A 23,798-nucleotide genomic window follows, 5' to 3' on the forward strand; every position below is an offset into this window, starting at 1 on the left:
CACGGCCCCGCCCGCACTGGCAGCGCCTGCCGCGCCGGCAGTGCTTGCGCATGCGGCGCAAGCGGCCACCATCGTCAATACGGCGGGACCACCCTTGCCTGCAATACCAGCCACGGCAGCAAGCGCGGGGGCGGGTGCGAGCGCGCCGCGCAAGGCCCCGCCGCCCGCGCGCCAGGCTGCAGTGCGCGCGCAGGAATCAAGAGCGGCTGCCGCCCCCGGCGACAGCGACGTCGCCTTGCTGACGGCGATGGTGGCCCATGCACACCGGCAAGATGGCACGGCGGCGCCCATGCGCGACGTGGTGCTGCGTCAGCGAGAAGAAGAAACAACGGAACTCTTGCAGCGCTGCCGGCAGCTGGGCCTGATCGAAGGCATGCTGTGCCGCTCGCGCATCTGCTCGGGCCGCTGGGACAGCGATCCCGCCTGCCACTGAACGCCGACGCGCCGGATGGAGCGTCAGGCGCGTTCGGACACTTCGATCAGGTTGCGGTCCGGATCGCGCAGATACACGGAGCGGATGGGCCAGTTGGCGCCCGTGCGGGCCACCGGGCCTTCCTCGATGGCAATCCCCAACGCCGCCAGGTGGGCGATGAATTCGTCGAGCGGGACGGCGGCGATGAAGCACAGGTCCAGCGCGCCGGGCGTGGGCAAGGCCGCCTTGGGCAGAAATTCCTTGCCGGCCTCATGCAGATTGATTTTTTGCGCGCCAAACTTGAAGGCATGGCGGCCCGCGCCAAACGTTTCCAGCTGCATGCCCAGCACGCGCGTATAGAAATCGATGCAGGCTTGCTTGTCGCGGGTGGTCAGTACGAGGTGATCGAGGTGGTCTATCATGTATTTTTCGGGTGAGTGGCCGCGTCCATGCGGCCTTGCAAAAAGCCTTCCATCAGCGCCAGCAATGCCTGCGGCTGCTCCTGGTGCGGCGTGTGGCCGCACTGTTCGACCATGGCGGGCACGGCGTTGAGCGCCTGCGCCACGATCGTATCGACCTGGGCCGCGCTGCCGTACTGGTCCTCGCTGCCCTGCACCACCAGCGCCGGGCATTCGACAGAAGGCAGCAGATATTCGATGTTCCAGAACTGGAAGCCATAGCTGAGCCAGGTATCCGACCAGGCCTTGAAGATGGTTTCCGTCTTGTCGCCATGGTATTTCGCCAGCGCGCGCAGCTTGCCCGCGCCAAACGCCGCGTCCGCCACGCGGATGCCATCGAGCGTGATGCCCTCGACAAACACGTGTGCCGCTTCGGTGATGATGCCGCGCAAGCGGGGCGGCTGCTGGGCCGCATAAATGAGGGCGATGCTGCCGCCGTCGGAATGGCCGACGAGAAAATGGTCCTGTCCCGGCAGCAGTGCCGCGAGCACTTGCGGCAACTCGCACAGCGCGTAATCGTGCAGGTAATGGAGCTGGCGGCGCGCTGCCAGCGGCGACGACTGGCCATAGCCGTGGCGGTCGTACAGCAAGCCGCGGCAGCCCGTGGCCTGGCATAGCTGAGCGGGAAAATCTTTCCACATCGCACAGCAACCGAGCCCCTCATGCAGGAAGACCAGGCAGGGCTTGGCAGGGTCGCCTTCGATCAGTTCGTAATAGATATCGGTTTCGGCACTCAGGTTCAGTATCGGCATGGGCTAGGCTCGCAACGGTTTCCGCATCGACAGGTCGGCTGGACCTATTGTGCCATTGTCCTGCGCGGCATGCGTGGCGCCCCATAAAAATAGCTTGCTGGAAAAGATCTTGACGCTTGCCTGCAAGGTGTTTGCGCCAGCACAAATGGCCGCCGTTTTGCATGGCCGAATCGCCCCTTTTTACCTGCCTGCGGGCCTAAAATTAGTGCCTCCCCTCTTGGAGCAGACGGCTACCTTATCAGCCAGATCGTGACACTGGCCGTCACGGCAACAGATACGGCGTCTTGCCGCACGACGTCAGGCGCGGCGTCCAAACTATCGATCAGGAGCACATCATGGAAATGAAAGTAGAAGACAGGACCGGCAGCAATCTGGCCGAACAGGAACTCACCGACTTGCCCGTGCAACAGGAAAGCAAAACGGCGAAAGGGACGGCCGCAAAGGATTTGAACCTGAGCGGTAATGCCTTCACCACGTATTACACGTGGCGGGCAAACGGCGTGTTCCACGCAGTGAATTTCGTCAACGGCAACGTGACTGCCAATTCGCGCGTGTTCCTCAACATCAGCGAATTCAGCACGGATGCCCAGCACCGCTTCATCGGCGCCGCCCGCATGGCCGTGTATAACATCGCCCCGTACAACGGTGGCTTCCTGGCCTGGGTGGAAATTTCCTGGGGCAGCCCGCTCAATATCCGCTTCGACGTGTTCGTCGATCCCTGATCCGCACAGCATTGGGCGGGTCCCGGCGGCCGGCAGGCAGGCATTGCGTGCATCGGCCGTGCATTGAAGGGATGGAAAGAGAAAAAGCGTAAAACGGGAATCGTGCGCGCAAAACAAAAGGGCCACGTGTTGCCACGTGGCCCTTTGCTACTGCTTGTTCTGGCTCCCCGACCTGGACTCGAACCAGGGACCTGCGGATTAACAGTCCGTCGCTCTACCAACTGAGCTATCAGGGAAAGGAGGCCGAATTATATACGTCAAAATTTCCCATGTCCAGTTGTTGCTGCATCGCGCACTAAAACAGGCCGCCTGCCGCTGACTGCCTCGCCCAGATGTCAGGGCATCATGCGAAGGCATCGCAGGCACGGCAGCACGGCAGCACGCGAGCGCCATGTGGATGGGGCTGCCGTGGCATGGCGCGCATGCGCGGGACGGGCCGCTGGCTGCTTACGCCAAACGGAGCAAGCCTGCGGGCTGCGGCTGCGTCCGTCTGCGCGGCGCCACGCAAGATAGTAGAATAGCCAGGCCGTCCCCACACGGACGGCGCAAAACGGCATGCCGGCAACGGGGCGTCAAGCACGCCGCCGCGCAGACATGCATTTGCAAGGTTCGGCCTTGCCCCTGGCTTACTGCTCTCACCGACATGACAGAATCAAGCGCACCCTTGGTGGACAAAACCGGCAGCGGCGACAGCTCGGTAGAAATTGCCGAACATATGGCGGCAGCCATCGTGGCGCGCCAGCTGCCACCCGGCACGCGGCTGCGCGAAGAAGCGCTGTGCCGGCTGTATGGCGTCAGCCGCACCAAGATCCGCGCCGCCCTGCTGATTTTGTCAAAAGATAAGCTGATCCGCATGGTGCCCGACAAGGGCGCTTTCGTCAGCCAGCCAACGGAGGCGGAGGCGCACGACATCTTCGCCGCTCGGCGCGTCATCGAGGCGGCCCTGGCGCGCGAATTCGTCGCCAGGGCAAAACCCGCCGACTACAAGATGCTGGAACGCCACCTGAAAGCGGAACGCCTGGCGCTGGCGCAAGCGACGCCGCTGCGCTCGCAACTGCTGGGCGACTTCCATGTACTGCTGGCCGACATCGCCGGCAACGCCGTGCTGCGCGACATCGTGCGCGAACTGGTGGGGCGCAGCTCGCTGATCACCATGCTGTACCAGTCCGGCCACGCCGCCGCCTGCTCATGCGACGAACACGGCCGCTTTCTCGAGGCGGCGCGCAGCGGCGACGCCGACCTGGCCGCACGCCTGATGGCGGAACACCTGACGCACGTGGAAGCGGCCCTGCGCTTCGATGGCAGCGCCGGCGACGACAGGAAAGACCTGGTGGCGGCACTGCTGATGTAGGCCCCGCCATCAAAAAAGGCCGCCCCTGCGGATGCACGGGCGGCCTTTTTACGATTGTCGCTTCTTGATTGCCGCTTTTTTTGCGGTGACAGCACCGGACGCGCGGCTCCTACCCTCCCCGCTATTCGCCCAGGTAGATGAACTTGAACAGGAAGATGGCGGCGATGATGTAAGCCACGACCGACACTTGCTTGCCCTTGCCCGTCAACAGTTTCAACACGGCATAGGTGATGAAGCCGAAAGCCACGCCACTGGCCACGGAATACGTAAATGGCATCATCAGGGCCGTGATGGCGGCCGGAATGCTTTCCGTGCTGTCATCCCAGTCGATATAGGTCAGTTCGCGCAGCATCAAACAAGCCACGTACAGCAGCGCGGGCGCCGTCGCGTACGGCGGCACCGTGTGCGCCAGCGGGGCGAAGAACAGGCTGCCCAGGAACAGCAGCGCAACGGCCACGGCCGTCAAGCCCGTGCGGCCGCCCGCTTGCACGCCGGCCGCGCTTTCCACGAAGGCCGTGGTGCTTGAGGTGCCCAGGCAGGCGCCGGCGGCAATCGCCGTGCTGTCGGCCAGCAAGGCCTTGTTCATGCGCTCCATCTTGCCGTCTTTCAGCAAGCCGGCACGGTTGGCCACGCCCATCAGGGTACCCGTCGCATCGAACAACTCCACCAGGAAAAACACCAGCACCACGTTGACGATGCCGATCGACAGCGCGCCCATGATGTCGAGCTTGAACAGGGTCGGCTCGATGGCGGGCGGCGCCGAGACGATGCCGTTGAACTGGTTGCCGCCAAAGAAGAAGCTGGCGATGGTGATGGTGAGAATGCCGATCAGGATGGCGCCCGGCACTTTCAGGCGGTCCAGCGCGACGATGATGAAAAAGCCCACGATGGCCAGGATGGGCGCCGCCTGGTGCAAGTCGCCCAGGGCGATGATGGTGGCGGGATTCGACACCACCACGCCGGCGCTTTTCAGGGAAATGATGGCCAGGAACAAGCCGATACCGACCGTGATCGCCGTGCGCAGCGCGGGCGGGATGCTGTTGATGATCATCTCGCGCACCTTGAACAGGCTGACGAGGATGAACAGGCAGCCGGAAATGAAGACGGCGCCCAGCGCCACTTCCCAGCTCATGCCCATGCCCTTGACCACCGTGTACGAGAAATACGCGTTCAAGCCCATGCCCGGCGCCAGCGCGATCGGATAATTCGCATACAGGCCCATGATCAGGGTGCCGATGGCGGCCGCCAGGCAGGTGGCGACGAAGACGGAGTCTTTCGGCATGCCCGCGTCGCCGAGGATGGAGGGATTGACGAAGATGATGTAGGCCATCGTCAGGAATGTGGTCAGGCCGGCCAGCAGCTCCGTGCGCACATTGGTCCCGTTGTCCTTCAGTTTGAAATAGCGTTCCAGGAACTGCATGATTAACCCCTTGTTTTGGTAAAACCGCGCGCCTGGTCTTGGACTATGCGCATTTTTTCTTGCAACAACTCTTTGCTTGAACTTTTCACTTGGACTCTACACTTAGCTACTTGCCCGGCGCGCCGGCCGGCTTGAAAGCCCACCAGCGGCTGCCCGCAAAATTCCAGACCAGCCCGATGCCCGTGGCCAGCACCTGCGCCAGCCAGTAATACCAGCCCAACTGGTGTACCAGCAGCCACATCAGCCCCGTATTGATGCACCAGCCTATGCCCAGCAAGGTGAAATACTTGCTGGCCGCCTCGCCATGTCCCTTGTCGCTCTTGAACGTGAAAAAATAATTGAGGATGTAGTTGACGACGGAACCCATGATGTAGCCGATGCCGGAAGCGGCGGCGGCGCTGATGCCCGCCCATTCCACGCCGCCCCACAGCACGCTGTATTGCACGGCCGTGCCGGAAGCGCCGACGGCGGCGAAACGTAGAAATTGGTGATGCAGGGAATGGGACATTGTCAATTTTCAAATGAGACGAAAACAATCGCCGGGATCGGGCCAGAATAAAAAATGGCTACGATTGCTCGTAACCATTTTTCAGCCTGCATTTTACTGCAAGTTGCGCCTAACGTTCATATTCGCCGCCGCTCCGGCACTCACGCCTTGCGCTGACGGCGCCGGCGCAGCCCCACGAACAGCGCGATCAGCAGCAGCACGCCCACTGCGCCAGCAGGCAATATAAACGGTTGCATGCGGGCCAGCACGGGCTTGTCGCCGCCGCTGCGCGCCTGCGCCACGTAGGCGGGCGTGACGGACACGTCCGGGTTGCCGTACTGCTTCAGCACGTAGTTGGCGATCGAGGCGATCTGCTCGTCCGTCAAGGGCTGTACGTACGAGCGCTGGTCGAAACGGGGCATGAACGCTTCGTGCTCCTCCCCGTCGATCTTGCGCTCGACGCCGAACAAAATGGCCGAGACCAGGTTGGCCGGCGTGGCGCCACCCGTCGCCGTGTTGTGGAACAGGGCAGGATACGCCTGGCCCGTGCTGCCGGCGCCGCTGGCCGAATGGCAGCTGGCGCAATAGCCGGAAAACAGCACGGCGCCGCTGTTGAGCGATTGATGCTCGGTGGAACTGGCCATGCCGCGCAGCACCGCTTCTTCGCTGGCGGCACTGCCATGGCTGAAGGCGGCCTTGGTCTGCCCTGGCGCGCGCACGGCCGGCACCGTGCGCAGCCACGCGACGATGGCGGCCACGTCGTCGTCGCGCAGGAATTGCAGGCTGTTCTGGATGGCTTCGGCCATGCCGCCCGCCGCCTGTCCCTTGCCTTCCACGTGGCCCGTCTTCAGGTACGCCGCGAGCTCCGCATCCGTCCAGGCGCCGATGCCGCTGACCTTGTCGGACGTGATGTTCGGCGCGTGCCAGGACCCCAGCGACGCGCCCGCCAGGGTCTGGCTGCCGATTTCCGCCATCAGCATGTTGCGCGGCGTGTGGCAGGCGCTGCAGTGCGCCAGGCCCTCGGCCAGGTAGGCGCCCCGGTTGATCTGCGCGCTTTTCGTTGGGTCCGGCACGAAGCGTTTGTTGTCCAGGAACAAGGTGTTCCAGCCCAGCATGGACAGGCGGACATTGAACGGGAATGGCAGGGCCGTCTGGCGCGCCGGCTCATCGACGGGCTTGACGGCCTGCATGAAGTAGTAATACAGGTCGCCCACGTCCGCATCCGTCAGCTGCGCATAGCTGGTGTAGGGCATGGCCGGATACAGATGGCTGCCATCGGCGCGCACGCCCTCGCGCAAGGCGCGCGCAAAGTCGGCTTCCGTGTAGTGGCCGATGCCGCCCTTCTTCGACGGCGTGATGTTGGTCGCGTAGATCGTGCCCAAGGGCGAATCGATGGCGTAACCGCCCGCATACGGCTTGCCGCCTGCTGCCGTATGGCACGCCATGCAGTCGGCCGCGATGGCCAGGTAGCGGCCCCGTTCCAGGCGCGCATCGGGGCTGGCCGGGGCCGGCGCGGCGGGACGGTCCGGCGTCAGGGTGACGGGAGGAACTGCCGCCACCGCATGCGCGGCCAGCGGCAAGCCTGCGGCCAGCGCCAGACTCAGTAACAAACGGCGCATCATGCTGCCTCCCTTGCCAGGGTGCGGGCGATGTCGTCGGCTGCGCGCAAACCGAGCGCGGCCATGCTGAGGGTCGTGTTGACCACGCTGGCCGACGGCATGGCGCCGCCGCCGGGCAGCCACAGATTGGCGTGATCGTGCGCGCGGCAATTGCCGTCGACCACGGAGTCAAGACGGTTACTGCCCATGATGACGCCACCCATGATGTGGTTATTCGCGTTCAGACTGTCGGTGATATGGAATTCCACGGCGCCGAACAGCTTGCCGATGTGTTCGAGCTGCGCATGCGCGGCCTTCGCGCCATTGCGCACGTAGTCGCCCACGTCGTAATAGATGTCGGGGCAGGCCAGGCCCAGCGGGTCCTTGCGCGTCTTGCTCAAGGTCAGGCGGTTGTGCGCTTCGGGCAACGGTTCCAGGCTGATCGACAGGTCCACGCCAAACGCGGCGCGGCGGCGGATTTCATCGTCGAGGTCCTTGCCCACCAGGCCCAGCTTGAGCGACTGCTGGGTGGCGGGTCCCACGCGCGTGATGTTGTTCAGGATCATCTTGTTGGCCGAATACTGCGCGCGGAAGGCGCCGTCGCGCGGCCCCACGAGGCAGCTGCTCTGCGCCGGGCCGCGGCCCGTCCAGATGGGTTCGTTGGCCAGGAAAGTACAGTGGAAACCGGAATGGTCCATCATGTTGCGGCCCACCTGGTCGGAACTGTTGGCGATGCCGTTCGGATTGTTCTGATTGGCCGCCAGCAGCAGCAAGCGGGGCGTTTCGATGCCGTTGCAGGCAATCACGAAAGCCTTGCCCGTCGCCATGTGCGACTGTTTCTTCGCGTCATACCAGTGCACGGCCGTCACACGGTTGTTCTGGTCCGTATCGATGCGGTAGACGACGGCTTCGGCCAGCACGCCAGCGCCTTTCAGCTCGGCCCGCTCCACGTGGTGGATGCCGTTGTACATGGCGCCGATGGGGCAGATAGGCTGGCAATTGTTATTGCCGCAGCAAGTGGGACGCCCCTGCCATGGCCGCGTCGAGCGCCCTTGCGGAATCGGCACGGAACGGTAGCCGTGCGGGTTGACCACTTCGGCGAAGCGCTTGTCGCCATAGCCCCAGGGCACCATGTCCATCGGGTAAGGCTTGCTGCGCTCGCTGGGCGATTGCAGGGCGGGATCGTTGGGGCCGGCCACGCCCATTTCCTGTTCGGCGCGGCAATAGTACGGTTCCAGCTCATCGTAGGAAATGGCCCAGTCGCGCCCTACCCCGTAATCGCTCTTCATGCGCATGTCGCTCGGCAAATGGCGCCAGCACGACGCGGCCCAGTGCCAGGTGGTGCCACCTACCGTGCGCAGATAACCCTGCTGGAAACTGCTGCCGCTGGGGCCAGACAATTCCACATAGTTATTCTTTGGAAAATACAGGGGTGCGGGCGCGTTGTCCGCCTGCGGATACAGGCCCTGGAAGTCGGAACCGACGCGGTTTTCAAACGGCATGTTGCGCCAGTTTTCCACGGCTTGCCCCCGCTCGATGCGCAAGCCCGCTTCCAGCATGATCACGGAATGGCCCTGCGCGGCCAGCTGGTCGGCCATCATGGCGCCCACGACACCGGTACCCACGATGACGACATCGGCGACGACGTCGCCATTACTCTTGAATTGCGGTGATTTCATTTTGCTTGCTTGCCTTTCGGTTCGGGAGTGCCGGTGGTGGCCGGGGCGGGCACGGGTTTCGGCGCCACGGGCGTGGAGACGCGCACGGCCGGCGGCGCTTTCAGCCACCACAGGGGGCCGTAGTTGCAATACGTGGGCACGACCTGGCCATCGGCCACCGTGCGGTACATCAGCGCTTCCGCATACGCGACGACGATGGATTTCGTGCCCTGCGCCCCGTTGCCGGCGACGGTGCCCGTGTACCAGGCGGCCACGATGGCCAGCGTCAGCTCGCGCAGTCCAGGATCGGCGGCAGTGGCGGCGGCCAGCAGCGCCTTGGCTTCCTGGCCCGTGACGAGCAGCGCGCCCAGCTGCAGCAGGCGCTCGGCAAAGCCGGGCACGTTCGTGCGCATGGCTTGCTCGATGCGGGCCGCCGTGTCGGCGGACAGATCGCGGTGGCCCGTGATCGTTTGCGACACCGTGTAGAACAGCATGGTGGCAGGCGCCGGTCCGCTGGCAGGAACGCTGGCCGGCGCCTGCATGGCGGCCGACAGGGGATTGCTCCAGAAGCCGGCCTGCGCCAGCAAGGCGGCCAGGCCGATCAGGGCGTGGCGGCGGCTGATGCGGGGAAGAGAGGGAGATGCTGCAGGTGCTACAGATGCTTCGCTGCCTGGATGGTTCATGACGAGACTCCCGCAAGACTTATTGTTTTGTTGACTTGGATGGTTGCGTTAAATCGCATTTGAGCAAATGCAATTCGTCTCGTCATTATCCTACATAAATAAATTGTTTGCCAATGTAGTATTACTACTGGGAATCGCCTTGCCTATTCCGGCGTTGATTCCCCGTTTGCGCGCAGGCGAAATCCCAGTCCCGGCTGCCCGCCCAGGCGGTAATGGAAATCGAGCACGCTGCCGCCAGCCAGGGTGGGCTTGCCCGGCAAAGGCAGGGGCAGGTTCAGGCTGCACTCATGGTCGCCCAGGACGATGTCGCCATGCACGCGGATGCGCGTCAGCAGGCGCGGCGCCTGTTCCAGCACATCGGGCAGGCGGATGCTGGCGGCCGGCAAGCTGTCGCCCTCTTCGTCCTGCCAGGCGCGCAAGGCGTCCGCATCGAGGGCAAACACGCGGCCCCAGTCCGTACACGGCTCGCCGGGGTTGCGCCGGTCCAGGCCCAGGTGGACCGTGACGGCCGCCGGCAAAAGCACCGCCGACGGCGCTTGCGCGTGCAGGTTGCGCAGGATCGCCACCTGCGGCTCCTTGCCCAGTGCCGTATTCATGGTTTCGCTGACGATCACGTCCGGCATGGCGCCGGCAGGAATGCGGTAGGCGGCCGCGTCGGCGCAAATGTAGTCCGCCACATGGCCCTCCAGGCCCAGGATTGCAATCAGTTCGCGCGCATAGGCCAGGGTTTCGGCGTGCACGTCGAGGATGGCAAACTGCACCTGGCTGGCACCGAGCACCGCCATCACCGGCAAGGCCAGCAAGGCAAACGGCCCGCAACCCGCATACAGCACGCGCACGGGCCGCCCGCTATCCGGCTGCTGGCGCACGGCCAAGGCCAGGCCCTGGATGAAAGCGGCGCTGCGGTACGGTTCGCGCGCGCACATGCCCGCCTGCACGGGCGAGATGGCCCAGCCGCTGGGCAGGAAGCTTTCGCCATCGCGCAAGCCGGCCTGGCCGTCCATGGACAGGCGCGAATGCCGCTCGACGAGCTGGCGCAGGCGCACCGTTTCGCCGACCAGGCTTGCCAGGGATCGCTGCGGATCGCACAGGGCGGCAGCGATGGCGGCCAGTTCCGCTTGTGCCGGCGTCATGCGCAACCCCGCTGGTGGACGATGGTGCAGACAGGATGCATGTCGATCTTTCTTGAAATGATTGCAAGCTTGCTTAAAAATTGGCAGCATAGCAAATAAGTAAATGCCTGTGGCCGTCGTTGGCATATTCACCAATCCACCATGAAGCGGAGCATCGATGCACTCTCTGACCTTAGCCCTCCTTGACACGCTGCCCGCCCCCTATCGCTTGCGGCTGCAGCACGAGGAAGACGAGGCCTTCGCCGCCGCGCTGTACGGCGCCACGCGCGATGACCTGCGCCAGATGCCGGCCGAGCCCGCCTTTATCGAACAATTGATCGCCATGCAGCGGCGCATGCAGTCGCACGGTTACCGGCAGAGCTTTCCGCAAGCAGCCTACCTGGTGTTGCAACAAGACAACATCTCCATCGGCAGGCTCGTCATCGAGCGGTGCGACGCGGTGCTGCACCTGGTCGATATTGCCGTGCTGCCCGAGGTGCGGGGCCAGGGCGCAGCCAGCATCGTGCTGCGCGGCCTGCAGGCGCTGGCCGAGGCGCAGCAACTGGCGATCCACCTGAGCGTCAACCGCAACAACGGGGGCGCGCGCAAGCTGTATCTGCGGCTGGGATTTCAAGTGCAGGGGGAAAACGAGGTGCAGGAGCATCTGGTATGGAGCGCGACGCCATGCCGCTGATCAAGACGCCCAGCGCCTGGCTGCGCTTGCCGCTGGCATTCGACGTGGCGCGCATGCAGCACGACTGCAGCCAGTTCGGGGCAAGCGACTGGATCAGCCACTTCAACACGGGCGCCTATGACAGCGGCTGGAGCTGCGTGCCGCTGCGCTCGCCCGGTGGCGACGCCGGCCACATCGTGCCCGTCGACGGCGCGCACTACGCGGATACGCCGCAACTGGGGCGCTGCCCCTACCTGCGCGAAGTGCTCGCCCGTTTCGAGTGCGACACGCGCGCCGTGCGCCTGATGGCGCTCGAGCCGGGCGCCATCATCCGCGCGCACCGCGACGCGGGCACGGCGCTGGCCGACGGCTTGACGCGCATCCACATCCCCATCCACACGTCGCCGCAGGTGGTGTTCAGCATCGATGGCGAGACCGTGCATTTTACGGCCGGGCACGCCTGGTACATGGATGCCAGCTGCCTGCACGCCGTGCACAACCGGGGCATGACGCCGCGCATCCACCTCGTGCTTGACTGCATCACCAACGGCTGGCTGGAAGCGCTGTTCGCTGCCGCCGGTTTCGTGCCGAAGGCACTGCCCAAGTACGGCGACGCCAACATCCATGACGGCAATGTGCATGCCATCATTGCGCAGCTGCGCGCGGCCCCGACGCCGGCCTCGCTGGCGCTGGCTAGCGAACTGGCGGCACTGGCCCCGGGAACGGCCCCATGACGGCCGTGTACGGTCTAGCCCAGCAGGAACAATATCTGGCCAAGGGCGAAACGCTGGCATGGCATGCCGGCATGGCGATGCGCCACTGGTTTCCCGTGTCTGCCGAACGCGATGCGCAAACGGGCGGCGTCTCCATCTGCTGGCGCCACTTGGGGCAGCAGCGCTTCACGGACGCGTTCTTTGTCAACACCCTCCAGTGCCAGCAACCCGGCGAGCGCCGCGTCTGCCGCACACCCGCCTCGGCGCTGGCCAGCATCGGCGACAGCCTGGCGCCCGACGCCTTCATCTTTCACGTGTCGCGCTGCGGCTCGACCCTGCTGACGCAACTGCTGGCCTCGCTACCACAATGCATCGTCATGTCCGAGCCGCCCATCATCGACTCGCTGCTGCGCCTGTATCACGACAGCGGCGACGCGGCCGCCTGCGTCACCCTGCTGCGCCAGGCCATCCTGGCCCTGGGCCAGCGCCGCGCCGGCGAGGAAACGCACTTTGTCATCAAGTTCGACTGCTGGCACATCCACAGCCTGGACCTGCTGCGGCAAGCCTTTCCCCGCACGCCCTGCCTGTTCCTGTACCGCGAACCGCTGGCCGTGCTGACCTCGCACCAGCGCCAGCGCGGTCCGCAGATGGTGCCCGGCATGCTGCACCCGGCACAGCTGCCGCTACCCGCACACCAGCTGGCGCCCGGCGACCTCGACGGCTACACGGGCCTGGTGCTGGCCAGCCTGTTCGACGCCGCCCGGCCCCCTGCGGCCGCCGGCCAGCTGCAGTTAATGCACTACAAGCAATTGCCGGACATCCTGTTCAGCGACTTGCTGCCCCGCCTCGGCATCGCTCCCGCGGCCGGGCAATTGCAAACGATGCGCGCACGCGGCGGCCTGCATGCGAAATACGGCACGGCCTTCCACGGCGATCCCCCGGCACCCGCAACGGATGGCCTTGCAACCATCGCCGCGCGGGTCCAGCCCGGCTATCAGGCCCTGGAAGCGCTGCGGCTGCGCATGGGCCAGGACGGCTGCGCCAGTCCATGATTTTTTATACGGCCAGCTATCTGGCGAGGAGGTTTTTCGACGTACCCGAGGAGACCATGCCGGGCAGATGAGCCTGGCGTGCCATTGCAGCTGTTCCCATGCGGCGCGTCATGCGCCAGTGCAACCAACCTGAAACTGATCATCAGACCATGATAAAAAAAATGACATACGCAGTTTTCCTTGCCGCCCTGATTCCCTTCTACGGATGCCAGGCGCAAGCGATGCCGGACGCGAAACCCGCCGCCACGGAAGTCACCACCACCCTGACGCCCGACATTGGCGGCATCAAGCAGGTTCTGGAAATCAAGACCGACGACGTGAGCAAACCCGTCCTCCTGTTCCTGTCCGGCGGGCCGGGAAGCTCCATGATCAAGGGCGCCGATTCTTTTACCAATGCCTTGAAAAACAGATTCACGCTGGTCCAGTGGGACCAGCGCGATGCCGGGAAAACATTGAAACTGAATCCATCCCCCGTCCAGCCGTCCGTCGCGCAGATGGAGCAGGATACGTACCAAGTCATACAATTCCTGCGCAAGGAATTCAAGCAGGAAAAAATATACTTGCTGGGCAGCTCCTGGGGCAACGTCCTGGGCTTTTATATCGTCAGGAATCACCCGGAACTGCTGCATGCCTATTTCGCCTCCAATCCTGTCGTGAGCCAGCTGGAAAGCGAGAAAGAATTGCTGCAAGCCTTGAAAGTGCATTTCAAGGACAATGCCGTCGCCAGCCAGGAACTGGGCAGCATCAGCTTCCCGTTCACGAGTGACGAAAGCATGTTTTATTTACGGAAATGGCTTTTTTACAAGGACGGCAAGGAATTTGCCACGAGCCCCGCTTTCAAGACGGGCTTTCTTCAATGGTCACAAACCTGGTCGCCGGTGTGGAACGAGGTCATGAAGATAGACCTGCCCAAGACCTTGCAGAGCGTTGACTGCCCCGTGTATTTCTTCGTGGGCAAAAACGATATCCAGACCTCGACCAGGATCACGCAAGAGTATTTCGAGACATTGAAGGCGCCAAAGAAGGGGCTGTTCTTGTTTGACCATTCCGGCCATCAAATTCACCAGGATGAGCCTGTAAAGTTTCAGGAAGCCATCATCAAGACCCTGGATACGACGGCCAAGTCCTGACACGATGCCCCGTCACCGGGCGCCGTTTCCGGCAGCCGGCACGCTGGCCGGCGCATTGCCGGCCTCGTCGCCGGCCATGCCGGCCGCGGCCTGGCGGATCAGCGACGCCACCGCATGGACTTGCGAAATGTAAATGGCATGGCTGCCGACAACTTCGACCACCTTCGCGCCCGCGCGTGCGGCCATCTCGCGCTGCATCGCCGGGACAATCATCCTGTCCTCGGTGGCGACCAGATACCAGCTGGGCTTGTTCCTCCACGCTGGCGCGCCGACCACGCCCGTCAAGGCAGGCATCCCCCAGGGCACTTGCGATGCCGCCATGAAGCGGGCGTGGTCCCAAGGCACATCGGCGGCAAAGGCTGCCGCAAATTTTTTCTCATCGAGCAACAGGAAGCCATCCCGTGGCGGCAAGATCGGCGGTACCGGTGCGCCGGGCGGGGCATGCTTCAGCAAGGAATCGACGGATTCACCTTGATCCGGCACGAATGCCGCAATGTAGACCAGAGCCTTGACCTTGGGATCGTTGCCCGCCTGCGTGACCACGGCGCCACCATACGAATGGCCGACCAGCAGCACGGGCCCGGGCGCCGCCGCGATGACCCGCTGCGTCGCGGCCACGTCGTCCGCCAGCGACAGCGTTGGATTTTGCACAATGGAAACGCGACAGCCTTCGTCACGCAGTGCCCGATAGACGCCTTCCCAGCCCGAGCCATCGACAAAGCCGCCATGCACGAGCACGATCGTTGCCGACCCAGCATTTGTAATGTCATCCATGCCAGCCTCCCCAGGAAGTTGCAATGCGGGCGATGGCAACATGCCCGCGCCCGGTTCTTCCAGCTTAGTGCCTGACGCCTGGCGCGCCGTGCGCTGGATCAAGCGTCGGCGCAGCAAAGGTAGCCGGCGCCGACAAACGGGACCCTGAAACGCAAAAAGCCCAACCGGTGAAGGCTGGGCTTTTTGCTGCTACGTATTCTGGCTCCCCGACCTGGACTCGAACCAGGGACCTGCGGATTAACAGTCCGTCGCTCTACCAACTGAGCTATCAGGGAAAAGAGGCCGCATTCTATAGGGTAAATTTTCCGATGTCCAGATGTCCCCCGAAAAATGTGTATTTTCCTGGGTTCACGATGCCGGCCGACCGTCAGCCGGGATGCTCTTGCGGATAGTAGTCAAAGACCAGCACACGGCCCAGCCATGGCTTGAGCTGCTCGACAAAGGCCAGGTGGGCCGCATGGGTCAGGTACACGTCGCGCGCGACAGCGTCGTTGAAGGTCAGGGTGAAGCAATCGGTAAAGCCGTCGTCGAGGCCTTCCGGACTGACGTTCGGCCCCCATTCGAATTGCTGCACGCCAGGAATCCGGTGTTTCAGCTGGGAAAACTCATAAACGAGTTCGGCATGCTTGGCAGGCGTGATGCCCTCAAGGAAGTCGCACAGGACGATGTGACGCAAGGCAGAGGTACAAGTCATGGGAAGGGCTCCTGAAGTGATGCATTCAGGATAGCGCAAAACGCGATAACGCACCGGCCGGCCCTGCTGGCGGTGCTGGAAAACAAAAAAGGCCATGTTTTTCAACATGGCCTTTCGAATTCTGGCTCCCCGACCTGGACTCGAACCAGGGACCTGCGGATTAACAGTCCGTCGCTCTACCAACTGAGCTATCAGGGAAAAGAGGCCGTATTATATAGGGCAAGCATGCGGATGTCTAGATTCCCATAGGGAAATTCTTATCTTGCCGCCATGCTTGCGCCGGCGGCGCAAAAACAAAAAAGGCCACGTTTTTCAACGTGGCCTTTCGAATTCTGGCTCCCCGACCTGGACTCGAACCAGGGACCTGCGGATTAACAGTCCGTCGCTCTACCAACTGAGCTATCAGGGAAAAGAGGCAATATTATATGTCGCTTATTCCATATTTGCAAGACTCAAACTGCATCTCGCCGCATACGGCCATCACCGACTTTCTACTGCCATCAGCGCCGCACTTGCATGCAGCGCCGAAGAAGCAAGATCTTAAAGCACTTTGGCGATCGCGTCAATAACGATGTCGATATTGCGCGAATTCAATGCTGCCACGCAGATACGGCCCGTGTCGACGGCGTAGATCGACTGCTCGCGCAAGGACGCCACCTGCTCCTTGGTGAGACCGGAGTACGAGAACATGCCGATTTGCTGACGCACGAATTCGAAGTCGTGGCCTGGCGCCTTGGCTTTCAGTTTTTCCACGAAGGCATTGCGCATTTCGCGGATGCGCACGCGCATGCCGGCCAGTTCCTCTTCCCACAGCTGGCGCAGTTCCGGCGTGGCCAGCACGGTGGCGACCACCTTGCCGCCATGCGTAGGCGGGTTCGAGTAGTTGGTGCGCACGACGCGCTTCAATTGCGACAGCAGGCGTGCCGCTTCATCGGCGCTGGCAGCGACGACGCTCAGGGCGCCCACGCGCTCGCCGTACAGCGAGAACGATTTCGAGAACGAGTTCGACACCAGCAGCGGGCCGCCCGCGTCGGCAAAGCGGCGCACCACGGCGCCGTCTTCGGCGATGCCGTTGGCAAAGCCTTGATACGCCATGTCCAGGAACGGCACCAGGCCGCGCGACGTCACCACGCTGATGATCTGGTCCCACTGGGCTACGCTCAGGTCGGCGCCCGTCGGGTTGTGGCAGCACGCGTGCAGCACGACGATGGAGCCGGCCGGCATGGCGTTCAGGCTGGCCAGCATGCCGTCGAAGTTCACGCCATGGGTGGCGGCATCGTAGTACGTGTAGTTATTCACGACGAAACCGGCGTTTTCGAACAGCGCGCGGTGGTTTTCCCAGCTTGGATCGCTGATGTAGACTTGGGCGCCCGGCGCAAAGCGCTGCAGGAAGTCGGCACCAATCTTCAACGCGCCCGTGCCGCCGATGGCTTGCACGGTAATGGCGCGGCGCTCTTGAATTACGGCGCTGTCGGCGCCAAATACGAGCTCTTGCACGGCCTTGTCGTAGGCAGCGAGGCCTTCGATCGGCAGGTAGGTGCGTGGGGCTGCCTGTTCGATCAGGATGGCTTCTGCCTTGCGTACGCAAGCTAACAGAGGCACCTTGCCGTTGTCGTCATAATAGACGCCAACGCCCAGATTGATTTTGGCGGGATTCTGGTCCGCGTTAAATGCTTCGGTGATGCCCAGGATCGGGTCGCGTGGGGCCATCTCGATGGCGCTAAACAGACTGGCAGAAACAGTTGGGTTCGTCATGATAAGATTGGATTCGATTGGAAGCAGGTTCACAGCGGAGTTGTAGACAGCGCCCCGAATACAACGCCAGGGCCGCCAGCAGAGCACTATTCTAACAAAGGTCTGATTCACATGCCCGAATTATCTACCGCCAGCGAGGCGGAAAGCGCAATTATCTCTTTCCCGGACTCCCCCTTCAAGCTGCACCAGCCCTTCCCTCCGGCCGGTGACCAGCCCACGGCGATCACCCAGTTATCGGAGGGGATTGCCGATGGACTGGCCTTCCAGACCCTGCTGGGCGTGACCGGTTCGGGCAAGACCTACACCATGGCCAACGTCATCGCGCGCATGGGCCGGCCCGCCATCGTCTTCGCCCCGAACAAGACCCTGGCCGCGCAGCTGTACAGCGAATTCCGCGATTTCTTCCCGCAGAACGCCGTCGAATACTTCGTCAGCTACTACGATTACTACCAGCCGGAAGCCTACGTGCCCCAGCGCGACCTGTTCATCGAGAAGGATTCGTCGATCAACGAACACATCGAGCAGATGCGTTTGTCGTGCACCAAGTCGCTGATGGAGCGGCGCGACGTCATCATCGTCGCCACCGTCTCGGCCATCTACGGTATCGGTAACCCGAACGAATACCACCAGATGATTTTGACCTTGCGCGTCAAGGACCGGGTCGCCCAGCGCGACGTCATCGCGCGCCTGATCCAGATGCAGTACACGCGCAACGAGGTCGATTTCGGCCGCGGCACCTTCCGCGTGCGCGGCGACACCATCGACATCTTCCCCGCCGAGCATGCGGAACTGGCTGTGCGCCTGGAAATGTTCGACGACGAGATCGAATCGATCCAGCTGTTCGACCCGCTGACGGGCAGAGTGCGGCAAAAGATCCCCCGCTTCACCGTGTACCCGGGTTCGCACTACGTGACACCCCGCTCCACCGTGCTGCGCGCCGTCGAGACCATCAAGGACGAGCTGCGCGAACGCCTCGAGTTCTTCCGCAAGGAGAATAAACTGATCGAAGAGCAGCGGCTGGAACAGCGCACGCGCTTCGACCTGGAAATGATGGCGGAAATCGGTTTCACCAAGGGCATCGAGAACTACTCGCGCCACCTGTCCGGCGCGCTGCCGGGCGAACCGCCCCCTACGCTGGTCGACTACCTGCCGCCCGACGCCTTGATGTTCCTCGACGAGTCGCACGTGCTGACGGGCCAGCTGAGCGCCATGTACAACGGCGACCGCTCGCGCAAGACCAATCTGGTCGACTACGGCTTCCGCCTGCCGTCGGCGCTGGACAACCGCCCCTTGAAGTTCGAGGAATTCGAGCAGAAGATGCGCCAGACCGTGTTCGTCTCGGCCACGCCGGCCGAATACGAAAAGACCCATTCGGACCAGGTGGTCGAGCAGGTGGTGCGTCCCACGGGCCTGGTCGACCCGCAGATCATCGTGCGCCCGGCCAGCAGCCAGGTGGACGACCTGATGTCGGAAATCGTCGAACGCATCAAGAAGGACGAGCGCGTGCTGGTGACGACGCTCACCAAGCGCATGTCGGAGCAGTTGACGGAATACCTGGGCGACCATGGCATCAAGGTGCGCTACCTGCACAGCGATATCGAAACGGTGGAACGCGTGGAAATCCTGCGCGACCTGCGCCTGGGCACCTTCGACGTGCTGGTGGGGATCAACCTGCTGCGCGAGGGCCTGGACTTGCCGGAAGTGTCGCTGGTGGCCATCCTCGACGCGGACAAGGAAGGCTTCTTGCGCTCGGAGCGCAGCCTGATCCAGACCATCGGCCGCGCCGCGCGTAACCTGAACGGCACGGCGATCCTGTACGGCGACCGCATCACCGACTCCATGCGCCGCGCCATCGACGAGACGGAGCGCCGCCGCGCCAAGCAGATCGCCTTCAATACGGCCAACAACATCACCCCGATCGGCGTGAAGAAATCGATCCGCGAAATGATTGACGGCGTCTACAGCCCGCAGGAAGCGCGCGAAACCCTGCAGGTGGAGCAGGAAGCGGCGAAGTTCGAATCCATGAGCGAAAAGCAGGTCAGCAAGGAAATCAAGCGCCTGGAAAAACTGATGGTCGACCACGCCAAGAACCTGGAATTCGAAAAGGCGGCGCAGGTGCGCGACCAGCTGCACATCCTCAAGCAGCAGCTGTTCGGCGCGCCCGGCACGGACAACGTGGCGTCGATCCTGGGCAAATAAACCGCCAGCCGTGCCAAGGCCGTGCCGGGGTCCGCCTACGGCTCCGGCAGCGAATAGTCGATGTCGTAGAAATGCTGGCCATCGACGATGCGGATGGCCAGCGTGCCGCGGATGCCCGTCAATTGGCCCGTGCCCGAATGCGGCACGATCACGATGGACAGTGCCTGCTGGCCATCGGCCATCGTGCCCGCATGCTGCGCCACGAAACTGCCCTCCCTGCCCTGCAGCGTGCCCGTGACGGCTTCCATGGCGACATAGCCGGCCGCGCCCCTGGTGTCGGTGACGGCATTGAGCATCTGGCCCGTGGCCGTGGCGACCAGGTCGCCCGCATACACCTTCTCAAGCAGCACCCTTCCCAGCGAACTGCGCCCCGCGCGCTGCGGCGCCGCGGCAGGCTGCATGGTGATGCTGAAACTTCCCGTGGCGTGCGCATGCATGCGATGATCTCCCCCTGCAAATGAAGCGGCGCCGGCTGGCGCCGCCGATAGACAAACCGCGGCCAGCATCAGGCCCGGCAAACTGCGTGATTTCATGATTCCCTTTCAATCGATGCGAGATGGCCAGCTTAGTCCCGCGCAGGAGACAGATATTGGATAAAGCCGACAGCACGCGCAATCTGCTCGCCGCGCGCGGACAGGCACCGAAAGGCATCGTCGACCCGCGGGCGGCGGCACGCCGCCTGCGCCTGGCGACCTATCCGCCGGCTGCCGCGCTGGCGCCCTTCGTCGAGTATTTCTGGCTGGTCGAATGGGACAGGCGGGGCTGCGCACCCGAGACGCAGCGCGTGCTGCCCTACCCGAATGCCCACCTGGTGTTCGACCTTGGGCGCACCGCCATCCATGGCGTCGTGCGCGGCGCCTTCGACCGGCCCTTGACCGGCGCGGGCAAGGTGCTGGGCGTGCGCTTCACGCCGGGCGGCCTGCGCCCCTTCATCAGCCAGTCCCTGTCATCGTTCACCGGCACGACCCTCGCTGCCGACGCCCTGCTGGGCATGCCGGCAGGGGAAGCCGAGGCGCGCGTGTTAGGCCAGTCCGACGATCTGGCCATGGTGGCGCAGGCACAGGCGCTGCTGCTGGCCAAGCTGCCGCCGATCGATGATGCGGCCCTGCTGGCTGCCCGCCTGACTGCCGCGGCGGCGGCCCACCACGGCCCGGTCAATGTGGCGCAGCTATGCGACAGCATGGCCATCGGCGAACGCCGGCTGCAACGCCTGTTCGCCAACTACGTGGGCGTGCCGCCGAAATGGGTGATCCAGCGCTACCGCCTGCAGGAGGCGATCTGGCGCCTGGCGCAGGCCGATGCGCCAGACCTGGCCAGCCTGGCGCAGGAGCTGGGCTTTTTCGACCAGGCCCATTTCAGCCGCAGTTTTGCGGAACTGGTGGGCAGCACGCCGCTCGACTATCGCCGCTCGCAGGCGACCGCCCCCGTCAAGGCAGCCTAGCCGGCCAGCGGGCGCACATCGGGCCCGGACATCCGCCGGGACGCACCCCCGAGAAAATTCTTTACTGCTTATATAAGCGCTGATATTATTTCCTCATGAAAAAATCTTCGCTGGGCACGCAGCTACGCCACTTGATCGAATTGCTCGACGGCGCCGTCGGTGCCGCCTATGAAGAGGCGGGCCTGCGCTACCGTCCCCGCTACACGCCCGTGATGCGCGTGCTGATGGCGCAGGACGCGGCCAGCATCGGCGCCATCGCCGCCGCCGCCGGCATCACACAGCCGGCCGCCACGCAGACGGTGGCGCTGATGATCAAGGAAGGCCTGGTCTTCGCCTCCGCCGGCCCCGAAGACGGACGCCAGAAACTGATACAGCTGACGGAACAGGGTCGCGCCATGCTGCCGGCCATCCAGCGCTGCTGGCAAGCGACGGCCGGCGCCGCCGCCAGCCTCGACACCGACTTGCCGTATCCCCTGTCGCAGCTGCTGCAACAGGCCATCGCGGCGCTGGACAACCAACCGTTCGGCGCGCGCATCCGCGATGCCGCCGTGCGCGCCGAAGACGGCACCGAAAGCCGCAAGACCAGATAATCCCGCCCCACGTTGCCTTACTCACCTTCACAGGAGTCACAATGCACGGTAAAACGATCCTCCGCAGTCTGCGCAGCACCATCCTGGCACTCCCCCTGGCGGGCGCCATGCTGCTGGCAATGCCGGCCCATGGCCAGGGACAGCCTCCGCAAGCCGACATGCAGATCAGCAAGGAGCAGCGCCAGCAAGTCGTCGACCGGCTGATCGCGGAACTAAAGCTCGGCTATGTATTTCCGGAAAAAGCAAAGCAGCTCGAGCAAGCCTTGCAGCGCTACCAGCGCAGCGCCGGCTATGCCGCCATCACCAGCGCAAACCAGTTGGCAGAAGAACTGACCACGCAAATACGGCGGCAGACGGGCGACCTGCATCTGCGTGTCCGCTACAGCGAAAAAGACCTCCCCATACTGCCCCCCGGCGGCACGCCGTCGCCGCAAGTGATGGCGGAACAGGCGGCCAACATGCGCGGACGCAATTACGGTGTCGAACGCGTCGAACGCCTGCCCTGCAATGTCGGCTACCTGAAGTTGAATGAATTCGCGCCCGCTCAATACGCGGGCTAGACCTTGGCGGCGGCGATGACGATGATGGCCAACCTGGACGGCCTGATCATCGACCTGCGCGACAACGGCGGCGGTTCCCCGGAAACGGTGGCGCTGCTGGCCAGCTATGTGCTCGACGAGCGCACCCGCCTGAACGACAATTACTACCGCATCGACGACCTCACGGAGCAAAACTGGAGCACCACCTTCGTCGCCGGCAAGCCGTTTGGACAGCAAAAGCCGCTGTACATCCTGACCAGCAAGCGGACGTTTTCGGCAGCGGAAGACTTCAGCTACGCGATGAAAAACCTGAAGCGCGCCACCATCGTGGGCGAGACCACGGGCGGCGGCGCCCATCCGGGCCGCGTCGTGCGGCTGGATGCGCATTTCGGCGCCTTCGTGCCGACCGGGCGCTCCATCAGCCCCATCACCCACACCAACTGGGAAGGCGTGGGCGTGGCGCCCGATGTGGCAGCGGCGGCCAAGGATGCCTTGCGCGTGGCGCAAACGGCGCTGCTGAACGACTTGCTCAAGACGGCAAGCAGCGAGCAGCAAACGCAGCGCCTGAAGCAGCGCCTGGACGCCATCGGCAAGGAATCCTAGCCCGCCTTGACGTCGTCGATATACGCGCGAATGATGCTGGCGAAATCCGCATCGGCCGTCAGGCCCAGCGCTGCGGCGCGGGCCGTGTCCCAGGCGCCGGGCCAGCTCTTGACGATGCGCTCGACGGCGGGATCGGGCGCGTAGCTGATGCGCTGCGCGGTTTCGCTGCCGGCCACTGCCTCGAGGGCGGCAATCATCTCGCCCACGCTCACGCTCAAGCCAGGCAAGTTCACCGTGCGGCTGGCGCCTAGCGCTTCGGCCGCCAGTTCATGGCCGGCGATCAGCGAGGCGATGGCGCCGCGCGGCGACAGCAGCCACAGGCGCAGGTCGGTGGAGACCGGGCAGACGGCCGCTTCGCCATTCAGCGGTTCGCGGATGATGCCGCTGGCGAAGGACGACGCCGCCTTGTTCGGTTTGCCGGGGCGCACGCTGATGGTGGGCAGGCGCAGCACGCGGCCATCGACAAAGCCGCGGCGGCTGTAATCGTTGAGCAGCAATTCGCCGATGGCCTTTTGCGCGCCGTACGACGACTGGGGATTCAAGGCCGTCGTATCGAGCACCACCTCGGGCAGCTTGCCGCCATACACGGCCACGGAACTGGTAAACACGACCTTCGGCTTGTGCCCCAGTTCGCGGCAGATATCGAGCAGCAGACGCGAGGCGTCGAGGTTGATGCGCATGCCCAGCTCGAAATCGGCTTCGGCCTGGCCGCTGACGATGGCGGCCAGGTGGAAGATCGACGCCGTCTGCGCATCGACGGTGGCGCGCATCAGGGCGCCATCGGCGATGTCGCCCGTGACGACGGTGACGCGCGCATCGCCGAAGTCATGCGCGGCCACCACGTCGACCAGTACCAGCTCGCTGATGGTCTGCAACTGGCCGCTGCTGTCCGTCAGCCGGCCTTGCGCCAGCAGTTGGCGCGCCAGGCGCTGTCCCAGGAAGCCGGCGCCGCCGGTGATCAATACTTTCATGTGCTGTCTCC

Annotated in this window: 24 protein-coding genes, 4 tRNA genes and 1 pseudogene; 12 read left to right on the forward strand and 17 right to left on the reverse strand. The window is 63.8% G+C overall.

Translation table 11 applies throughout. From position 1 onward, the window contains the following. Window positions 1–433, forward strand: a pseudogene (locus GCN75_RS29060) (hypothetical protein); the annotation flags it as partial. A gap of 23 nt (window positions 434–456) precedes the next feature. On the opposite strand, the gene GCN75_RS01625 reads toward GCN75_RS29060, so the two are convergent. Next, window positions 457–834 carry a VOC family protein gene (locus GCN75_RS01625; protein WP_152281076.1) on the reverse strand — a complete coding sequence of 126 codons (378 nt, stop codon included), beginning with the start codon at window positions 832–834 and terminating at the stop codon, window positions 457–459. Next, window positions 831–1,622, reverse strand: coding sequence for an alpha/beta fold hydrolase (locus GCN75_RS01630; protein WP_152281077.1), 792 nt, complete (start codon window positions 1,620–1,622; stop codon window positions 831–833). The genes GCN75_RS01625 and GCN75_RS01630 overlap by 4 nt, the downstream gene beginning before the upstream one ends. 335 nt (window positions 1,623–1,957) lie before the next feature. Between GCN75_RS01630 and GCN75_RS01635 the strand changes: the two genes are divergently transcribed. Beyond that, complete coding sequence (locus GCN75_RS01635) at window positions 1,958–2,344, forward strand: hypothetical protein (RefSeq protein WP_226941003.1); 387 nt, start codon at window positions 1,958–1,960, stop codon at window positions 2,342–2,344. Between the two features lie 160 nt (window positions 2,345–2,504). Here GCN75_RS01635 and GCN75_RS01640 read toward each other — a convergent pair. Then, window positions 2,505–2,580 (reverse strand) — tRNA-Asn (locus GCN75_RS01640). Between the two features lie 407 nt (window positions 2,581–2,987). Here GCN75_RS01640 and GCN75_RS01645 point away from each other — a divergent pair. Continuing rightward, window positions 2,988–3,695 carry a GntR family transcriptional regulator gene (locus GCN75_RS01645; protein WP_226941005.1) on the forward strand — a complete coding sequence of 236 codons (708 nt, stop codon included), beginning with the start codon at window positions 2,988–2,990 and terminating at the stop codon, window positions 3,693–3,695. A 121-nt stretch (window positions 3,696–3,816) separates the two neighbouring features. On the opposite strand, the gene GCN75_RS01650 is transcribed toward GCN75_RS01645, so the two are convergent. The 6 genes from GCN75_RS01650 to GCN75_RS01675 form a co-directional block, all read right to left on the reverse strand. Continuing rightward, window positions 3,817–5,115, reverse strand: coding sequence for an NCS2 family permease (locus tag GCN75_RS01650; RefSeq protein ID WP_152258817.1), 1,299 nt, complete (start codon window positions 5,113–5,115; stop codon window positions 3,817–3,819). A gap of 106 nt (window positions 5,116–5,221) precedes the next feature. After that, window positions 5,222–5,623, reverse strand: coding sequence for a GtrA family protein (locus GCN75_RS01655; protein ID WP_152281078.1), 402 nt, complete (start codon window positions 5,621–5,623; stop codon window positions 5,222–5,224). A gap of 140 nt (window positions 5,624–5,763) precedes the next feature. Continuing rightward, window positions 5,764–7,224 (reverse strand): c-type cytochrome, encoded by a 1,461-nt coding sequence (locus tag GCN75_RS01660; RefSeq protein WP_319633274.1) that lies wholly within the window; start codon window positions 7,222–7,224, stop codon window positions 5,764–5,766. Beyond that, the gene (locus GCN75_RS01665) at window positions 7,221–8,879 is read right to left on the reverse strand and encodes a GMC family oxidoreductase (protein WP_152281079.1); all 1,659 of its coding nucleotides are present in this window, start codon (window positions 8,877–8,879) and stop codon (window positions 7,221–7,223) included. The genes GCN75_RS01660 and GCN75_RS01665 overlap by 4 nt, the downstream gene beginning before the upstream one ends. Continuing rightward, window positions 8,876–9,541: a sugar dehydrogenase complex small subunit gene (locus tag GCN75_RS01670; protein ID WP_152281080.1), complete on the reverse strand. Its 666-nt coding sequence runs from the start codon at window positions 9,539–9,541 to the stop codon at window positions 8,876–8,878. Before GCN75_RS01670 ends, GCN75_RS01665 begins: the two co-directional genes overlap by 4 nt. A 143-nt stretch (window positions 9,542–9,684) precedes the next feature. Next, on the reverse strand, window positions 9,685–10,674 hold the full coding sequence (locus tag GCN75_RS01675) for an SAM-dependent methyltransferase (protein ID WP_152281081.1): 990 nt from the start codon (window positions 10,672–10,674) through the stop codon (window positions 9,685–9,687). A 157-nt stretch (window positions 10,675–10,831) separates the two neighbouring features. On the opposite strand from GCN75_RS01675, the gene GCN75_RS01680 reads away from it, so the two are divergent. From GCN75_RS01680 to GCN75_RS01695, 4 genes are all read left to right on the forward strand, one after another. Continuing rightward, a complete protein-coding gene (locus tag GCN75_RS01680) occupies window positions 10,832–11,347 on the forward strand; it encodes a GNAT family N-acetyltransferase (protein ID WP_152281082.1) in 516 nt (171 codons plus the stop codon). Next, the gene (locus GCN75_RS01685; protein WP_152281083.1) at window positions 11,323–12,060 is read left to right on the forward strand and encodes an aspartyl/asparaginyl beta-hydroxylase domain-containing protein; all 738 of its coding nucleotides are present in this window, start codon (window positions 11,323–11,325) and stop codon (window positions 12,058–12,060) included. The genes GCN75_RS01680 and GCN75_RS01685 overlap by 25 nt, the downstream gene beginning before the upstream one ends. Beyond that, the gene (locus tag GCN75_RS01690) at window positions 12,057–13,091 is read left to right on the forward strand and encodes a sulfotransferase (protein ID WP_152281084.1); all 1,035 of its coding nucleotides are present in this window, start codon (window positions 12,057–12,059) and stop codon (window positions 13,089–13,091) included. The genes GCN75_RS01685 and GCN75_RS01690 overlap by 4 nt, the downstream gene beginning before the upstream one ends. 98 nt (window positions 13,092–13,189) lie before the next feature. Then, a complete protein-coding gene (locus tag GCN75_RS01695) occupies window positions 13,190–14,221 on the forward strand; it encodes an alpha/beta fold hydrolase (RefSeq protein ID WP_226941006.1) in 1,032 nt (343 codons plus the stop codon). Window positions 14,222–14,233: 12 nt separating this feature from the next. Here GCN75_RS01695 and GCN75_RS01700 read toward each other — a convergent pair whose 3' ends face one another. The 6 genes from GCN75_RS01700 to GCN75_RS01725 form a co-directional block, all read right to left on the reverse strand. Then, window positions 14,234–14,995, reverse strand: a complete 762-nt coding sequence (locus tag GCN75_RS01700; protein WP_193317344.1) for an alpha/beta hydrolase — start codon at window positions 14,993–14,995, stop codon at window positions 14,234–14,236. 199 nt (window positions 14,996–15,194) lie between these two features. Further along, window positions 15,195–15,270, reverse strand: a tRNA-Asn gene (locus GCN75_RS01705). Between the two features lie 92 nt (window positions 15,271–15,362). Then, entirely contained in the window at window positions 15,363–15,689 is a 327-nt protein-coding gene (locus GCN75_RS01710) for a Dabb family protein (RefSeq protein ID WP_193317345.1), read from the reverse strand. A gap of 122 nt (window positions 15,690–15,811) precedes the next feature. Beyond that, window positions 15,812–15,887: transfer RNA gene (locus tag GCN75_RS01715), tRNA-Asn, on the reverse strand. A gap of 135 nt (window positions 15,888–16,022) precedes the next feature. Continuing rightward, window positions 16,023–16,098: transfer RNA gene (locus GCN75_RS01720), tRNA-Asn, on the reverse strand. Window positions 16,099–16,229: 131 nt separating this feature from the next. Beyond that, window positions 16,230–17,444, reverse strand: coding sequence for an amino acid aminotransferase (locus GCN75_RS01725; protein ID WP_193317346.1), 1,215 nt, complete (start codon window positions 17,442–17,444; stop codon window positions 16,230–16,232). A gap of 111 nt (window positions 17,445–17,555) precedes the next feature. Here GCN75_RS01725 and uvrB point away from each other — a divergent pair, with 111 nt between their 5' ends. After that, the gene (gene uvrB, locus GCN75_RS01730; RefSeq protein WP_152281086.1) at window positions 17,556–19,643 is read left to right on the forward strand and encodes an excinuclease ABC subunit UvrB; all 2,088 of its coding nucleotides are present in this window, start codon (window positions 17,556–17,558) and stop codon (window positions 19,641–19,643) included. 35 nt (window positions 19,644–19,678) lie between these two features. Here uvrB and GCN75_RS01735 read toward each other — a convergent pair whose 3' ends face one another. After that, window positions 19,679–20,080 carry a DUF3224 domain-containing protein gene (locus tag GCN75_RS01735; protein ID WP_152281087.1) on the reverse strand — a complete coding sequence of 134 codons (402 nt, stop codon included), beginning with the start codon at window positions 20,078–20,080 and terminating at the stop codon, window positions 19,679–19,681. Between the two features lie 152 nt (window positions 20,081–20,232). Between GCN75_RS01735 and GCN75_RS01740 the strand changes: the two genes are divergently transcribed. The 4 genes from GCN75_RS01740 (at window position 20,233) to GCN75_RS01755 (ending at window position 22,816) form a co-directional block, all read left to right on the forward strand. Further along, window positions 20,233–21,084, forward strand: coding sequence for an AraC family transcriptional regulator (locus GCN75_RS01740; RefSeq protein WP_226941007.1), 852 nt, complete (start codon window positions 20,233–20,235; stop codon window positions 21,082–21,084). A 95-nt stretch (window positions 21,085–21,179) separates the two neighbouring features. Next, window positions 21,180–21,674 carry a MarR family transcriptional regulator gene (locus GCN75_RS01745; protein ID WP_152281089.1) on the forward strand — a complete coding sequence of 165 codons (495 nt, stop codon included), beginning with the start codon at window positions 21,180–21,182 and terminating at the stop codon, window positions 21,672–21,674. A 41-nt stretch (window positions 21,675–21,715) separates the two neighbouring features. Then, window positions 21,716–22,234 carry a hypothetical protein gene (locus tag GCN75_RS01750; protein ID WP_152281090.1) on the forward strand — a complete coding sequence of 173 codons (519 nt, stop codon included), beginning with the start codon at window positions 21,716–21,718 and terminating at the stop codon, window positions 22,232–22,234. Between the two features lie 21 nt (window positions 22,235–22,255). Then, entirely contained in the window at window positions 22,256–22,816 is a 561-nt protein-coding gene (locus GCN75_RS01755) for a S41 family peptidase (RefSeq protein ID WP_193317347.1), read from the forward strand. Here GCN75_RS01755 and denD read toward each other — a convergent pair. Beyond that, a complete protein-coding gene (gene denD, locus GCN75_RS01760) occupies window positions 22,813–23,787 on the reverse strand; it encodes a D-erythronate dehydrogenase (protein ID WP_152281092.1) in 975 nt (324 codons plus the stop codon). The genes GCN75_RS01755 and denD overlap by 4 nt on opposite strands. Window positions 23,788–23,798: the final 11 nt, after the last annotated feature.

The organism is Janthinobacterium violaceinigrum (genome assembly GCF_009208555.1).
Classification (GTDB): Bacteria; Pseudomonadota; Gammaproteobacteria; order Burkholderiales; family Burkholderiaceae_D; genus Janthinobacterium; species Janthinobacterium violaceinigrum.